Origin of the sequence: Marinobacter sp. BW6, from assembly GCF_008107725.1 — a bacterium.
Classification (GTDB): domain Bacteria; phylum Pseudomonadota; class Gammaproteobacteria; order Pseudomonadales; family Oleiphilaceae; genus Marinobacter.
The window spans coordinates 545,477-560,423 of sequence record NZ_VIRN01000064.1; the positions used below are offsets into that span (position 1 = coordinate 545,477).

Genomic DNA, 14,947 nt, shown 5'->3' on the forward strand with positions numbered 1-14,947 from the left:
ATGCGGTACCGTAAACGTAACGGTTTATAGTCTTCGACATTCCCGAACCATGGATGACAGAGAGAACCTATGATGACTTTCATACTGTTTGTAGTGGCACTGGCTGGCCTGCTGATTGTGATGCGGCGCGAGTCTGGTGCAACGTCCGCGATTGGCGTAATGGCCGTCACCGGGCTGCTGTCGCTGATCTTTGCCTCCGGTTGGCTGGCCCTCGTTCTGTTTATCGGCGCCGCCGTAACGGCTGCCGCTGGGTTGCCAGGTTTCCGGCAAAGCTGGCTCACTCCCCGTATTTTCGCGATGTTCAAGAAAGTCGCACCAAAGGTTTCCGACACTGAAAAAGTTGCTCTCGAAGCAGGGACCGTCGGCTGGGACGGTGAGCTTTTCACCGGGCGGCCGGATTGGCACAACCTGCTGATCAATCGCAACACCGGCCTGACCGAGGAAGAGCAGGCGTTCGTCGACAACCAGTGCACTCAGGCAATTTCCATGTGCAACGCCTGGGATGTGGCGGTTGAAAGGGCGGATTTGCCCAAAGAGCTCTGGGACTTTCTGAAAAAGGAAGGTTTCTTCGGGATGATTATTCCCAAGGAATATGGTGGTCTCGAATTCTCCGCCAAGGCCCAGTCCGCGGTTCTGCAGAAGCTGGCTTCCAACGAGACGCTGATGGTCTCCGTGGGTGTGCCCAATTCGCTCGGCCCTGGCGAGCTGCTCCTGAAATACGGGACCGAGGAACAGAAGAACCATTACCTTCCGCGTCTTGCTGACGGCCGCGAGATCCCCTGTTTTGGTCTGACGGGCCCCAGGGCCGGCTCTGATGCCACATCGCTGCCTGATACGGGTATCGTGTGCAAACAGAAAGTTGACGGCAAAGAAGTGGTCGGTATCCGGCTCAATTTCGAGAAGCGGTGGATCACCCTTGCTCCGATTGCCACGGTTGTCGGGCTCGCCTTCCGGATGTTTGACCCGGATGGTCTGCTTGGCGATACCGAGGACCACGGCATAACCTGTGCCCTGATCCCGCGGAATACGAAGGGTATGGAAATCGGCCGTCGTCACTGCCCGATAGGCAGTCCGTTCCTGAACGGCCCGATCAAGGGTAAAGATGTTTTCATTCCGCTGGATTACATCATCGGCGGTGTGGAGATGGCCGGCCAAGGCTGGCGCATGCTGGTTGAATGCCTGTCGGTGGGTCGCTGTATTACATTGCCGTCCGGTGCGGCCGGTGCAGCTGCCTCTTCAGTTGGAACAGCCGGTGGCTTTACCCGTATCCGCCGCCAGTTCAATACACCGGTTGCGGATATGGAGGGTGTGCAGGAGCCATTGGCACGGATCGCAGCCAAGACTTATATCTCTCAGGCGGCTGTTAACCACACGGCTAACATGATTGATAAAGGCGAGAAGCCGGCAGTTCCCTCGGCAATTCTCAAATACCACCTTACCGAGTTCCAGCGCGGTGTGCTTACCGACGCCATGGACGTTCACGGTGGCAAGACCGTGACACTGGGCCCCCGCAATTACCTCGGTATTGGCTACAGCGGCGCTTCTGTCTCGATCACCGTTGAGGGTGCCAATATCATGACCCGCAGCCTGATGATCTTCGGTCAGGGTGCGATCCGCTGTCACCCCTATGTGCTCAAGGAGCTGGCGGCCAAGGATAATGATGATATCAAGGCGTTCGATGACGCCTTCTTCGGCCATGCTGGCCTGATCTTCGGCAACGCGGCTCGCGCCTTTACCCAGGCCCTGGGTCTGGGCCGGGCGGACGTACCGTTCGACAGCGCGAGCCGCAGGTACGCCCAGGCGGTTGCCCGCTTTAGCGCAGCCTTCGGTCTGTGCTCTGATGCGGCGATGACCACTCTGGGCAGCGAGCTGAAGATGCGCGAGCTGATCTCCGCGCGGTTGGGGGACATGCTGTCCAACCTGTACCTGGCGTCTATGGTGCTGAAGAACTGGCACGAAACCCAGCCGGTAGACGGTGAAAAGGAGGTGATGGAATACAGCCTGAGCCTGTTGCTGCACCGTACTGAAAACGCACTGGATGAGTTTCTGCAGAACCTGCCGAACCGCGCGGTGGCGTTGGTTCTGCGTGGCATCACCATGCCGCTGGGTCGTCGTTGGGACAGCCCCCATGATGACCTGGCCCGTAAGCTGGCTCGTGCGATTTCCACCGATACGCCGATCCGTCACAAGTTGATCGCGAGTGTATGGACCACCAACGGTGAGGGCACGGTGGAAAACCCGATTGCCCGCTACAATGGTTTGCTGAAAGATTACGACAAGGCCGAGCAGCTTTACCGGAAGGCAACCAAGGCCTATGCCAAGGGTGAGCTGCCCATGACTGCCCTACATCCGGAAGAGCGGTTTGAAGCGGCGCTTGAGGCCGGTGTCTACACCAAGGAAGAGGCGGACTTCATGCGCCAGTACGAAACTGTGGTGCTGGAAATGCTGACGGTCGATGACTTCCCGTTTGATGCTTTTGCGCAGAACAAGGAGTCTGTTATTGACCACAACCCTGCCTAACAGGAGACATGCCCTGACATGTGGTTGTCGTTTCTTGCAGTGAGTGTTGGCGCCGTGATCGGCGCCAACCTTCGTTGGGCTCTGGGCCTGTGGCTCAATACCACCTACCACGCCGTTCCGTATGGCACGCTGGTCGCTAACTTAAGTGGGGGCTGGCTGATTGGACTCCTGATTGGTTACTTCAGTCATGGCACCACATTGGCGCCGGAATGGCGGCTGTTTGCCATCACCGGTCTTTGCGGTGCCCTCACGACCTTCTCCACATTTTCACTTGAGATGTTTGCCGCCATACAGGAAGGCAAATGGGCGATGGCGATTACCGGAATTCTGGCCCATGTTGTTGGCTCCATCCTCATGACTGCATTGGGAATTTATACGTTTGGCCTGGTAAAAGGCTGATGGGTACCACTACCTACATATTTTCTTGAAAATGCCCTTGGCAAGCCTCGTATTCAGGAGTAGAGTTGAAGTCGTAGGAAAGATTCAGCAAAGCATTTCATGAATAAGACGTACTCCGCAGTTAGTAGTGACCGTCCTGTTTTTGATTCCGCGAGTTCTGTATTTCCGTAAAACGTCGACCTTGCACCACGAAGGTGTATGGCGGCAGATAATATGATTGATTTCAGGAAGTTTAAGTATGTCTACTACTACCGGTACTGTTAAGTTCTTCAACGAAGCAAAAGGCTTTGGCTTTATCACTCGTGAAGGCGGCCCGGACGTTTTTGTTCACTACAGCGCTATTCAGGGCAGCGGTTTCAAAACTCTGGCAGAAGGCCAGCAGGTTGAGTTCACCGTTACCCAGGGCCAGAAAGGTCCTCAGGCGGAGAACGTTGTTGCCCTGTAATCCCTGATGGATTCGGCAATAACCGCCAAAAAGGCAGCTTCGGCTGCCTTTTTTAATGGCTGAAAAACGCCTTGCACGAAGCCCCGCTTTTGTCATTTTCCCTTCTTTGTGTAATCTTTACCGACCTGCTGCTCGTTTAACCGGATGTCGAGATCTCCAGGAATCATTGCATGCTCCGACTGCTCAAGGCTGCCTGGATCCTGTTCTGGGCGATACTGCTTACCCTGATCCTGTTTCTTCCGATCGTGATTACTGCCCTGTCTGGGAAGCGCGGTGATGCGGCGTTTCACGGAACCCAGATTTATGCCTGGATAATACTGAAACTCTGCGGTATTCGGCTCAAAGTGCGTGGCGAGGAAAACATCGAGCCCGGCCAGCGCTACGTGATTCTGAGCAATCATGCTTCCTACTTTGATCCCCCTGCGCTGGTGCTTGCCCTTGGCCTTCAGTATCGGTGGGTTATAAAAAAAGAACTGCGCAAGGTGCCGCTGTTCGGATTGGCCCTGGAGGCTTCCCGGAACCTGTTTATTGATCGCTCCAAAGGTAGCGACGCGCTGGAGAGCATCAAGCGGGGTGTTGACCAGCTGCCGGATGGCACCAGCATACTAATTTTTCCGGAAGGGACCCGGTCATGGGATGGCAAGCTGCTGCCGTTCAAGAAGGGAGCTTTCGTTATTGCCCAGGATGGCCAGCTTCCGATACTTCCCGTAACTATCTGTGGTTCTCACCAGCGTCTGCCCAAGGGAAGTGCGGTGTTCACCACTGGTGAGATTGAAATCGTCATCCATCCCCCGATGGCTTCTGGAACGCTGCCTCTGGATGACCTGATGATGGACGTTCGTAACAGCATCGCGTCTTCCCTCTGAAGCACAAAAACCCGGCCGTCAGACCGGGTTCCTGTTTTCAGAGAGCGTGCTTTTGTTACTGGGCGAAAATGGCCTCATAGAAACGCATGGTGCCGTCCCAGGAACGATTCGCGGCCGCTTCGTCATAACCAATCGGCATACCGAATTGCTCGGCGACCTTGTCGGCGCCCGGGTTGGTAAATGAGTGGAGTACTCCGGGGAAGCTCACTAACGTAAGGTCGACTTTCGCGTCCTGCATTTCTTTCACCAGGCCGGCGACCTGCTCTGAAGGAACCATCTTGTCGGCACCGCCGGTGTAGACCTGAACCCTCGCCTTCACGGTTCCGGCCTCCGCGGTGATCGGGCTGCCAAGAGCTCCGTGATAGCTGACGACTCCGTCCAGGTCCACGCCCATACGCGCCATATTCAGGACAACTGCGCCGCCAAAGCAGTAACCTTGTGCGGCGATGCGTGAAGCATCAACGCTTTCATGATTCTGCAGGATTTCCATCGCCTTCATGAAGCGCGCCTTGACCTGATCCATGTCCTTGGTCGCTTCCTGCATAAACTTCTGAGCGGTATCTGGATGGTCGGCCTGCTTGCCAGAGCCATACATGTCGAGGGCAAACGCTGTGTAGCCGGCTGCCGCAAGTCGTTCTGCCTGGTCCCGGGCAAACTCATTGTGTCCCCACCACTCGTGGACCACAATCACGCCCGGACGCTTCTGCTCGAAATCATCATCCCAGGCCATGTAACCGGTAAAGGTAGTCTCACCGACCTTGTATTCGACGGTCTTGGTTTGCATTTCTGCCAGTACCTGCGTGCTTACGAGAGTGAGTGACAGGGTTGCAGCAGCCGCTGCAGTTTTCAGGGGTGTCATAATCTGTCCTGCTCCTTTTGGGTCGGATTGTTTTTTGTCCGAACATCTACGCCCGGAACCGGTAAACCGATGCAATCAGTTGCAAATCCAGTATAGGACCTTTTGACTACACTACATTCAGAAACTCGCGAATCCGGACCGTTTTGGAGGTTGTTTATGAAAATCGGTGTGCCCAGGGAGATCAAGAACCGCGAATACCGTGTTGGCATGACGCCGGCGGCAGTTCATGAGCTGTGTGGCCACAATCATGAGGTGTTTGTGGAAACCGACGCGGGCGTTGCCATCGGGTTTTCCGATGAGGATTATCGCCAGGCGGGGGCCCGGATTCTTGATACCGCAAAGGAAGTTTTCGACACTGCCGAGCTTATCGTCAAGGTCAAGGAACCCCAGGCCGAAGAGCGGGCAATGCTGAAGCCGGAACATACACTCTTTACCTATCTGCATCTGGCTCCGGACAAGGCGCAGACGGACGATCTGGTGAAGTCGGGAGCCACTTGTATTGCCTATGAAACAGTCACCGATCGTGGGGGCCATTTGCCTCTGCTGGCGCCAATGTCGGAAGTAGCAGGGCGTATGTCGATTCAGGCCGGGGCCCATTGTCTTGAGAAGGCCATGGGTGGTCGCGGCGTGCTCCTGGGTGGTGTACCGGGCGTCAGCCCGGCCCGGGTCGCGGTGGTTGGTGGTGGTGTCGTCGGTCAGAATGCCATTGCCATGGCTGTGGGCCTGGGCGCCCAGGTTACAGTTCTGGACCGGAATATGGAGGTACTCCGATACCTGGACCACCTCTACGGTAACCGCATAACGACGCTGTTTTCCACTGCCCAGACCCTCGACCAGGCGGTCACGGAATCGGATCTGGTGATTGGCAGTGTTCTTATTCCGGGTGCCTCGGCGCCGAAACTGATCACCCGTGACATGATCCGTCGTATGCCGGAGGGTAGTGTTATCGTAGACGTTGCCATTGATCAGGGTGGCTGTGCAGAAACCTCCCGAGCCACCACCCACGACGACCCCACGTATATTGTTGATGGTGTGGTACATTACTGCGTGGCAAATATGCCGGGTGCTGTGGCGCGTACCTCGACACTGGCGCTGAATAACGTGACTTTGCCTTTTGTGGCGGCCCTGGCCAATAAGGGTCCGGACCGGGCGATGAAGGAAGATCCCCACCTCAGGGCCGGGCTAAACGTGGCTGCAGGCAAGGTGACCTACAGGGAAGTGGCAGAAGCGACCGGGCACCCATACACAAACCCTGAATCCCTGTTGGGATCCTGAGTGTGAAACCCTCGGAGAAACCATGAAACTGATCGGATCCACCACTTCACCTTACGTTCGGCGCATTCGTATCCTGCTGGATGAAGAGCCCTATGAATTCGTCAATCTCAATATCTATGGTGAAGGCCGGGACGAGTTGCGGCGTAACAATCCGACCCTGAAAATTCCGGTACTCGAAGACGGCGGTCAGGAGCTTTACGATTCTCGTATCATCGCGCGATACGTCAGTGCCAAGCAGGGCCGTGATCCGCTAACCTGGGATCAGGAAAACCAGCTGACCATGATTGACGGTGCCAATGACTCCGCAGTCACCATGCTGCTCTCAGAAAAATCAGGCATTGATACCAGCGAGGACCTGATGTTCTACAACCTGCAGCGCGAGCGGATCATGACCACCCTACGCACGCTGGTGGCGATGGTGGAGGAGGGTCAGTTCGAAAGCTGGAATTACCCTGCCATCTGTCTTTACTGCCTGGTGGACTGGCTGGATTTCAGGGATCTGGTGGATTTTTCGGGTGTGGAAAGCCTGTTGTCCTATCGTGACAGCCACAGGGATTACCCCTGGGTTGCCGAGACTGATCCCCGCCTCTCCTGATTTCCGGCGACCGGCAATCGCCGGTCGCCTGGCACCTCCCCAACGGCCGGGACGGTTTTTGATGAATTTCCCTTTCCTGATTGCTGTTCTTGACTATAGTTAAGATTAAGGAACGGTTGCTGATCTGACAGTCTCCGAATCCCGTAACTTACAAAACCAACAACAGCGAAGAAGGGGGTTGTCCATGCTCCTGTCACATGCGTTCGGTCTCTTCACCCATCCTGATGAAGAGTGGGCTTCCATACGAAAAGAACATGAAACACCACGCCGGGTTTATGTTGCCTATGTCTTTATCCTGGCGGCTATTGCACCCATTTGCGCTTACATATCGACAGCCTATTTCGGCTGGACGGTTGGTAATGAGCGGCTGATCAAGCTAACCGAAATCAGTGCGATGCAGCTCAGTGTGCTGACCTATCTGGCGATGCTCGTCGGTGTCTTTGCGCTGGGTTATGCCATTAACTGGATGGCGAGAACCTATGGCGCCAAGGAAGAGCACGTGCCCTCCAACGGCATTGCCTTGGCGGCCTATTCCTGCACGCCTCTGTTCCTGGCGGGTTTTGCCCTGTTGTATCCGGTGCCTTGGTTCAACGCCATCGTCTTTTTGGTTGCGTCCTGTTATGGCGCATGGCTTATGTACGACGGGCTGCCGATTGTCATGGGTATTGAGAAAGAGCGTGCGGTGATGTACGCAGGTGCGCTGCTGACCGTTGCACTGGTGATTCTGGTGTCAACCCGGGTCGGTTCTGTCATTCTGTGGAACCTTGGCGTGGGACCTGTTTTCATCAGCGGATAGATTGAGTTCAAACTAAGCGAAAAGGGGAGCTATGAGTTCCCCTTTTTTATGGTTTCCGGCATTTTCCGCGCACCTGTCGTGATTTGCCACCGCCCTGTCGTAATTTGGCAATGCGTTCTTAACGAAGCCCGACTAGGTTCTTCAGTTGGAGTAGTAACGGCAAAGATCGAAGGACGCCGAGGCTACAAAGGAAGAACGCAGGGGAAGACACGACAATGAAACGACTGACACGACGGGATTTTCTGAAAGCATCCGCCATGGGCATGGGCGCCGTGGTAGTCTCTACCGGCCTGGCCGGCTGTGTGCTGGATAGTTCCGACGAGCGCACAATCAGCTTCACTCACGGTGTGGCCAGTGGCGATCCGCTTGCCGACGGCGTCATGCTCTGGACCAGGGCGGCGCCGGCAAACGGTGGGGCTCCTGTCGGCGTAGCCTGGGAGGTGTCGACGGATGAGGATTTCGAGAATCTGGTGCATTCCGGAACGGCAGAGGCCGCCGAAGCCCATGATTTCACCGTCAAAGTTGATGTGCGCGGGCTGGCGTCCGGGCAAACCTACTATTACCGCTTCCAGACGACTGATCGCCAGTCACCGGTGGGCGTGACGCGGACATTGCCAGAGGGCAGTATCGATTCCGTGCGCCTGGCTGTTGTGTCCTGCTCGAACTACCCGGCCGGTTACTTCAACGTCTACCGGGAAATCAGTAAACAGAGCGACCTGGATGCTGTGGTGCATCTGGGTGACTACATCTATGAATACAGCTCCGACAGCAGCAGTTATGCGGCGCAAGATGCTCAGGCGCTGGGCCGTACCTTCCCGGACGACAACAACCTTGAGCTGATTGAACTGGTGGATTATCGCAGGCGTTACGCTGCGTACCGGGCCGACCCGGATCTTCTGTCCCTCCATGCCAGAGTGCCCTTCATTGTGGTCTGGGATGACCATGAAGTGGCTAATGACACCTGGGAGGAGGGTGCTGAAAACCATAACGACGGAGAGGGAGATTTCACCGAGCGCAAGCTCAATGCCCTCAAAGCCTATTTCGAGTGGATGCCGATCCGCCCGGTTATCGAAGGCAGCGACGAAGCCATTTTCCGGACCTTCCGGTTCGGCAATCTGGTGGACCTGCACATGCTGGATACCCGCATTATCGGCCGAGACCAGCAACTGGACTACATGGACTATTTCACAGGAGAAGGGCTGGATGCCGCCCGCTTCACTGTAGATGTTGGCAGTCAGAACCGCACCCTGCTGGGCGCGGAGCAGCTGCTCTGGCTGCAGTCTTCCCTGAACTATTCCACCGCCACATGGCAGGTGTTGGGGCAGCAGGTACTGATGGGCCGAATGAATTTGCCCGCTGAACTGTTGGTGGCCATAGCTACTGAACAGTTTGAAGGCCTGCCGCAAAACCTCGCGGAACTCGCTCAACTCAAGGGTCGGGCTCTTCAGGGAGATCCGTCCCTGACCGACGCGGAATTGGCGCGCATCAACACCGTTGCCCCCTACAACCTGGACGCCTGGGATGGCTACCAGTATGAACGGGAAGTGGTTCTGGGCACTGCAAAAGCGCTGAACAAGAACTTGGTGGTGCTGGCGGGGGATACCCATAATGCCTGGGCCAATAATCTGAAAGACATCCAGGGGGACCAGATTGGCGTGGAGTTCGCCACAGCGTCGGTTACATCACCCGGTCTGGAGGAGTATCTGGGTATCCCTGATGACATGATTCAGGGTGCGGAACAGGCCATCAGTCTGCTGGTCGATGATCTGGATTACCTGAATGTGAATCAGCGTGGCTACATGATGGTTACATTCACTCCGGAAGAAGCGAGAGCGGACTGGTACTTCGTGGACACTATCAAGTCAAAGGATTATCAGATCGATGCGGCCCGCACCGCCTCCCGCAGGGTGTTGCCCGGACAGGGCAATCGTACTGTGGAGCCCGTAACCGCCGTATAGGGTGACGGACCGGCCATTAGCTATCCTGTCCTTGATGCAGCACAAGCCGCTCCGGGCGTCCTCCGGGGTTAAATGGTGAAGTTGCAACGGCAGGGAGCTCTGAAAGCATGTCCGAATCGGTGGAACTTAAACGCAGCGAGCGCGAGCAGCGGGAGCCTGAATGGCATGTGCTTCAGCCTGATGATGCCCGGCGGCAACTGAAAGCAGAGGCGCCTCTGTCTGATGACGAGGTTCGCGCTCGTCTGGCCAGCCATGGCCCCAATGCGCTGTCGGAGGCTCGTGCAAAGGGGCCGTGGGCGAGGCTGGGCCGACAACTCAAAAATTTCCTGATTTATGTGCTGTCGGGGGCCGCCGTGATTACGGCCAGCCTGGGCCATTGGGTAGATGCAGGCGTTATTCTCGCCGTCGTTGTTATCCAGACACTGGTCGGCTTTATCCAGGAAGGGAAGGCCGAGCAGGCCCTGTCGGCCATTCGTCACATGCTCGCGCCCAAAGCCCGGGTTGTGCGGTCCGATGGCCAGCATCAGATAGACGCTGCGAACCTGGTTCCGGGTGATACGGTGCTGCTTGAGCCCGGAGATCGTGTGCCCGCCGATCTTCGTCTGGAGAAATCCCACAACCTGAAAATCGACGAGGCTATTCTCACGGGTGAATCCGAGGCTGTTGATAAATCGACAGAGGTAGTTGCTGCAGATGCCCCGTTGGGGGACCAGTCCGGTATGGCATTCTCTGGCACCATGGTTGCGACCGGGACCGGCCGAGGCGTTGTGGTCCGCACTGGTGCCAGTACTGAAATTGGCCGTATTTCCGGCCTGCTTGCCCAGACCACGACACTCAAAACCCCTTTACTGGAACAGATGGACAAGTTTGCGCGAATCCTGTCCATCGTCGTTATTATCGCCGGCGCTGCGATTTTCGTTGGTGGTTCTGTCTTCAGTGGTCTGCCATTCCGGGAGCTGTTTATGGCCGTGGTTGGCCTTACGGTTGCAGCTATTCCCGAGGGTCTGCCGGCGATTCTCACCATTACCCTGGCCATCGGTGTGCGCCAGATGGCCCGTCGACAGGCCGTGGTCCGTCGAATGCCGGTCATCGAAACTCTGGGTGCTGTCTCGGTGATCTGTTCGGATAAAACCGGAACTCTGACCCGAAACGAAATGATGGTAACCCGGGCGGTGTTGTCTGGTGTCTGGCTGGACGTGACCGGTGAAGGCTATGATTTTGATGGCGCCGTGAACGGAGAGCGGGGGCAACTGGCGGACTCAGATTTGCTGGATGAGTTCGCGCGGGCAGCGGCGCTTTGCAATGACGCTCATGTCCATCACGATTCCGGCAGGGTCAGGATCAATGGCGATCCCATGGAGGCGGCGCTTTCGGTGTTCGCCCGCAAAGCCGGGTTTGATGCCGACCGCAGTGCCGTCGACTGGCCCAGGAAAGATGAAATTCCGTTCGATACCCAGAATCGCTTTATGGCCACGCTCAACCATGACCACCACGGCCACAGCGTGATCTACCTGAAAGGAGCACCGGAGCGGATCCTGGATATGTGTGCCAGCGAGGTTGCCGAATCCGGGGAGGCCGGTGAATTGCGCCGGGATTTGTGGGAGCAGGTCATCACTGAGATGGCATCCGATGGCCTCAGAGTTCTGGCCCTGGCCCGGAAACCGTCAGAGCGGGGCATCAGCGAACTGGCGATTGAGGATCTCGAACAGGGTGCAGAACTGCTCGGTCTGGTCGGGCTGTTGGATCCGCCACGGCAGGAAGCCATTCGGGCGATTGCGGACTGTCACGATGCCGGAATCCGGGTAAAGATGATTACCGGTGACCACGCGGTCACCGCCGGGGCTATTGCCCGCAAGTTGGGGCTAAAAAACACCGAACGGGTGCTGACCGGCAAGGAGCTGGACCAGTTGGATGATGACCAGCTTCGCGACCTCGTTGGCGAGGTGGATGTCTTTGCCCGCACCAGCCCGGAGCACAAATTGAGGCTGGTGGCAGCACTTCAGGCTTTGCATGGAGTTGTGGCGATGACCGGTGACGGGGTCAATGATGCGCCGGCCCTGAAGCGGGCGGATGTTGGGATCGCCATGGGGGTAAAGGGGTCGGAAGCGGCCCGCGAAGCGTCTTCGGTAGTATTGCTGGATGATAATTTTGCCAGTATTGCCGCAGCCGTGCGCGAGGGCCGAACCGTTTATACCAACCTTAAAAAAGGCATTGCCTTTGTGCTGCCCATTAACGGCGGCGAGTCCATCAGCCTGGTCACTGCCCTGTTGTTGGGACTGACTCTACCCATCTCCGCCCTGCAGATTCTGTGGGTCAATATGGTCAGCTCGGTGGTTTTGGCCATGACCCTGGCGTTTGAACCCGCAGAGCCTGATGTCATGAAGCATCCGCCGAGGGCCCGGAATGAATCCCTTTTGCGGGGGTTCGTGGTCTGGCGTGTGCTCTTTGTTTCGTTGTTGTTCCTGGCCGGCATTTTTGCGGCCTGGTACTGGGCAATCCACCACTACGGGGACGAGAGAACCGCGCGGACGCTAGCGGTCAATACCCTGGTGGCCATGGAAATGTTTTACCTGTTTGCAGTGCGCTACCTGGACTCAGCGTCGATTACCTTGCGTGGGGTGCTGGGTACACCTGTTGTATTGTTGGCGGTTGTTGCGGTGATTGCATTGCAGCTGCTGTTCACCTATTTGCCCTGGTTTAACGATACCTTTGGCACACAGGCGCTCAGCCTTGAAATGCTGGGGTTTGCAGTTATAGCTGGCTTGGTGCTGCTGGTGATTCTCGAAATCGAGACCGCGCTGAGAAATCGTTTGCTCAGGGCAGGCCCCGAGTAATCACTGCAGGATCGCCCCGGCCCTCTACCGCTGCCAGCTCCGCACTGGAGAGCCATGCACCCGGGGGCTTGTCCATAACGCTGGCACAAGCGGCCAGGGCATGGCCCCAGGAACAACCGTTGGCAAATAGCATGCCTGCCTCATTCAGAGTACCGCCGCGGTTGATGTAACCCAGGACCCGGGCCTGTGACGGTTCCGGGAACAGTGGATAGAGGTGCCCACGGAATACCTCCGGGCGCATATGCGTGAGTGCAACCCGCCGGTGAATGCGGTGGGGGAACAGGCGCTCCCTTTCGAATTCTGACAGGCAAACCTGGGCTTCCATCGTATCTCTGGGCTGGCGGAACCTCCCGGGTTCCTGGAGATAGACCAGCCGGAAGGGGGTGCCGGTCTCCCGCAGGCGCTCACACGCCCGAATAGCCTCTGATAACTGATAGGCGCCATTGGCCATGAGCAGCAACGGCTCTCCGGAAGAAGTGTCCTCGTCCACCACAAGCGCTCCATGCCTGGCCAGAAGTTCTGCTTCCCGGGTGTCAAAGACACAGGGGCGATCCCGTTTGGGGATCACCATACAGGTAATTCTGCCTCTATCACTGAACACCGATGGCAGCGTTGCCAGGGTGCTGTTGTAGTCGGCCGGAAATAGAACCCGGGATACGTCGTTCATCTCCGCGAGCATGCTTTCGCAGAAGGTGGTGTCCTGGTGGGACTGCTCGTTCTTGCCGTTTTCCCATGTATGTGAGGTGGCAATAACCGGCAGACCAAGCCAGCGTGCCGGTCGACCCACTTCTTTCTGGTGCCGGGCAAAGATCAGCTCCTGGCGGATGGCGCCAAGCATCTTTACGCAGAAAGCCTCATAGCTGGCGACCAGGTTCAACCCCGCCTTGTTAGCCAGACAGGCTGATACCACGGCCTCTTCATTGAGCGCGGTTATGATCCTGCCGTGGACCGATTCCTTTTCGTTCTCGGGGTCGTTTACTCGGTGCTTCAGATATTCGAGGACACCGCCAAGCCGGTTGCTTGCCAGCTCGTCCGGATTGCCCACTCGGGCCCTGAGCCCCGGGTTTTCAGCAACCAGTGCCCTGAAAAAGTCATCCACGGCCCTCATTGGGGAACTGCGGTCGGGATTGGCCGGTAGCCGGGGGATTATGGGGTCCGGCGGATTACGGGTCGCGAGGGCATGATCCCGCTCCAGGGGACGTGATTGCCCGGCGTGCTGGTTCAGTTGAGCGATACAGTTCTGAAGTTGGTCCGGAGCCACCCATAATCTGGCTGCATGTTCGTTAAACAGCTCCCTGGCACGGGCGTCCATGCGAGGGTTTCCGGGCAGTGGCAGGTTGTGGGCCGCATTGCTGCTCGCACCATAGAAGCCGTAGCCTTTGGTGGTTTCCGCAATGCCATAGGGCACACGAATGGGATAGCTGCTTTCGCCCCTCAAAGCGGCCTCTCCATTGGTGGCAAGCGCCTGCTCCATTTCATACATGGCACAGACAAAGGCAGCGGGGTCCCTTCCATCGAATCGGAAGGGTACGAAGCCCCGATGCTCAAGATGGGCCTCAAAACGCTCAAGGCCCTCGCGGGTGCCCAACTCGGTACGCTGTTCAATACGCCGGCCATTGGCAATCATGACGGGCACTACGGCGCCGCAGTCCTCAGCCCGCCACCAGCGCGGAACCCAGTCACTGCCGCGTTGTTCCTCGGCAGCGCCGTCTGAGAGGAAGGCCACGAGAGACTCACCAGGAAGGGGCATGTGGGCATACTGGAGCTCGGCAAATCCCAGATACCCACCTTCGAGAATGCCACCGGCGGTGTGCGGATTGACATGGCTGCCAAGGGGGGCGGCCATGGTGCCGTCCGGCTTCTGCCGGTAACTGTAGAAATCGGACACCAGAGTTGAGAGCCCGTCGGGCCCTCGATAACGTTCCGCCTGTTCCCGATGAAGGTTTCCGGTGAGGACATTCAGGGCGTCCACTGCTGCCACGCAGTGGCCCTGGCCCATCAGCCAGCTTCGTGTGCGTCCGGTCAGATTGTTCAGCGCCAGATAGCCGGCATACGCTGGTACCATATTCAGTGCGCCGCCGGTGTGGCCTTCCGGATTGGTCTTGAAGTCCTGAGGCGCCAGGGGCTGACCGGAGACATCGACCCTGCGGGTATAAGTCATATGAACCACCAGCCACATCCCGGCGCTGGTCAGCCGGTCCAGGTCTGCGAGCCTCCGATAGACTGTCGCTGAATCAGGCTGGTGACCGGCGGAAACCAGATGTTCTGCGAGAAGTCTTACCTGATGTTTTGTGGCATCGGTATGCTGGATTGCTCCATAGCCATCGCACCAGCGCCGGTAATCCGGACAGTCTGAAGCGGTGGGATCCACCGGTGCTGTATGAATGGGCAATGGCATGG

Annotated in this window: 11 protein-coding genes; 9 read left to right on the forward strand and 2 right to left on the reverse strand. The window is 57.2% G+C overall.

Annotation, left to right across the window (positions count from 1 at the left end; all coding sequences use genetic code 11):
• Nucleotides 1-69: 69 nt before the first annotated feature.
• From FMN52_RS11050 to FMN52_RS11065, 4 genes are all read left to right on the forward strand, one after another.
• Complete coding sequence (locus FMN52_RS11050; protein ID WP_148608675.1) at nt 70-2,520, forward strand: acyl-CoA dehydrogenase; 2,451 nt, start codon at nt 70-72, stop codon at nt 2,518-2,520.
• A gap of 18 nt (nt 2,521-2,538) precedes the next feature.
• Nucleotides 2,539-2,919, forward strand: a complete 381-nt coding sequence (crcB, locus tag FMN52_RS11055; RefSeq protein ID WP_064229731.1) for a fluoride efflux transporter CrcB — start codon at nt 2,539-2,541, stop codon at nt 2,917-2,919.
• A 238-nt stretch (nt 2,920-3,157) separates the two neighbouring features.
• Nucleotides 3,158-3,364, forward strand: a complete 207-nt coding sequence (locus FMN52_RS11060; RefSeq protein WP_008172950.1) for a cold-shock protein — start codon at nt 3,158-3,160, stop codon at nt 3,362-3,364.
• Between the two features lie 170 nt (nt 3,365-3,534).
• Nucleotides 3,535-4,230, forward strand: coding sequence for a lysophospholipid acyltransferase family protein (locus tag FMN52_RS11065; protein WP_148608676.1), 696 nt, complete (start codon nt 3,535-3,537; stop codon nt 4,228-4,230).
• 55 nt (nt 4,231-4,285) lie between these two features.
• On the opposite strand, the gene FMN52_RS11070 is transcribed toward FMN52_RS11065, so the two are convergent.
• Nucleotides 4,286-5,089 (reverse strand): dienelactone hydrolase family protein, encoded by an 804-nt coding sequence (locus tag FMN52_RS11070; protein WP_162851868.1) that lies wholly within the window; start codon nt 5,087-5,089, stop codon nt 4,286-4,288.
• A gap of 156 nt (nt 5,090-5,245) precedes the next feature.
• Here FMN52_RS11070 and ald point away from each other — a divergent pair, with 156 nt between their 5' ends.
• The 5 genes from ald to FMN52_RS11095 all read left to right on the forward strand — a co-directional run bounded on the left by ald (nt 5,246) and on the right by FMN52_RS11095 (nt 12,547).
• Nucleotides 5,246-6,364 carry an alanine dehydrogenase gene (gene ald / locus FMN52_RS11075; protein WP_148608677.1) on the forward strand — a complete coding sequence of 373 codons (1,119 nt, stop codon included), beginning with the start codon at nt 5,246-5,248 and terminating at the stop codon, nt 6,362-6,364.
• A 22-nt stretch (nt 6,365-6,386) separates the two neighbouring features.
• A complete protein-coding gene (locus FMN52_RS11080) occupies nt 6,387-6,959 on the forward strand; it encodes a glutathione S-transferase N-terminal domain-containing protein (protein WP_148608678.1) in 573 nt (190 codons plus the stop codon).
• Nucleotides 6,960-7,143: 184 nt separating this feature from the next.
• Nucleotides 7,144-7,755: a Yip1 family protein gene (locus FMN52_RS11085; RefSeq protein ID WP_148608679.1), complete on the forward strand. Its 612-nt coding sequence runs from the start codon at nt 7,144-7,146 to the stop codon at nt 7,753-7,755.
• A 215-nt stretch (nt 7,756-7,970) separates the two neighbouring features.
• Nucleotides 7,971-9,713 (forward strand): alkaline phosphatase D family protein, encoded by a 1,743-nt coding sequence (locus FMN52_RS11090; RefSeq protein ID WP_148608680.1) that lies wholly within the window; start codon nt 7,971-7,973, stop codon nt 9,711-9,713.
• Nucleotides 9,714-9,820: 107 nt separating this feature from the next.
• Entirely contained in the window at nt 9,821-12,547 is a 2,727-nt protein-coding gene (locus tag FMN52_RS11095) for an HAD-IC family P-type ATPase (RefSeq protein ID WP_148608681.1), read from the forward strand.
• Here the strand turns inward: FMN52_RS11095 and FMN52_RS11100 are convergent.
• Nucleotides 12,528-14,945, reverse strand: a complete 2,418-nt coding sequence (locus FMN52_RS11100) for a xylulose 5-phosphate 3-epimerase (RefSeq protein ID WP_148608682.1) — start codon at nt 14,943-14,945, stop codon at nt 12,528-12,530. The two genes, FMN52_RS11095 and FMN52_RS11100, sit on opposite strands and share 20 nt — an antisense overlap.
• Between the last annotated feature and the right edge of the window lie 2 nt (nt 14,946-14,947).

Excerpts from the sequence above, each read along its gene's own strand:
- FMN52_RS11050 (WP_148608675.1), top strand. The coding sequence starts at position 70 with ATGATGACTTTCATACTGTTTGTAGTGGCACTGGCTGGCCTGCTGATT.
- crcB (WP_064229731.1), top strand. The coding sequence starts at position 2,539 with ATGTGGTTGTCGTTTCTTGCAGTGAGTGTTGGCGCCGTGATCGGCGCC.
- FMN52_RS11060 (WP_008172950.1), top strand. The coding sequence starts at position 3,158 with ATGTCTACTACTACCGGTACTGTTAAGTTCTTCAACGAAGCAAAAGGC.
- FMN52_RS11065 (WP_148608676.1), top strand. The coding sequence starts at position 3,535 with ATGCTCCGACTGCTCAAGGCTGCCTGGATCCTGTTCTGGGCGATACTG.
- FMN52_RS11070 (WP_162851868.1), bottom strand. The coding sequence starts at position 5,089 with ATGACACCCCTGAAAACTGCAGCGGCTGCTGCAACCCTGTCACTCACT.
- ald (WP_148608677.1), top strand. The coding sequence starts at position 5,246 with ATGAAAATCGGTGTGCCCAGGGAGATCAAGAACCGCGAATACCGTGTT.
- FMN52_RS11080 (WP_148608678.1), top strand. The coding sequence starts at position 6,387 with ATGAAACTGATCGGATCCACCACTTCACCTTACGTTCGGCGCATTCGT.
- FMN52_RS11085 (WP_148608679.1), top strand. The coding sequence starts at position 7,144 with ATGCTCCTGTCACATGCGTTCGGTCTCTTCACCCATCCTGATGAAGAG.
- FMN52_RS11090 (WP_148608680.1), top strand. The coding sequence starts at position 7,971 with ATGAAACGACTGACACGACGGGATTTTCTGAAAGCATCCGCCATGGGC.
- FMN52_RS11095 (WP_148608681.1), top strand. The coding sequence starts at position 9,821 with ATGTCCGAATCGGTGGAACTTAAACGCAGCGAGCGCGAGCAGCGGGAG.
- FMN52_RS11100 (WP_148608682.1), bottom strand. The coding sequence starts at position 14,945 with ATGCCATTGCCCATTCATACAGCACCGGTGGATCCCACCGCTTCAGAC.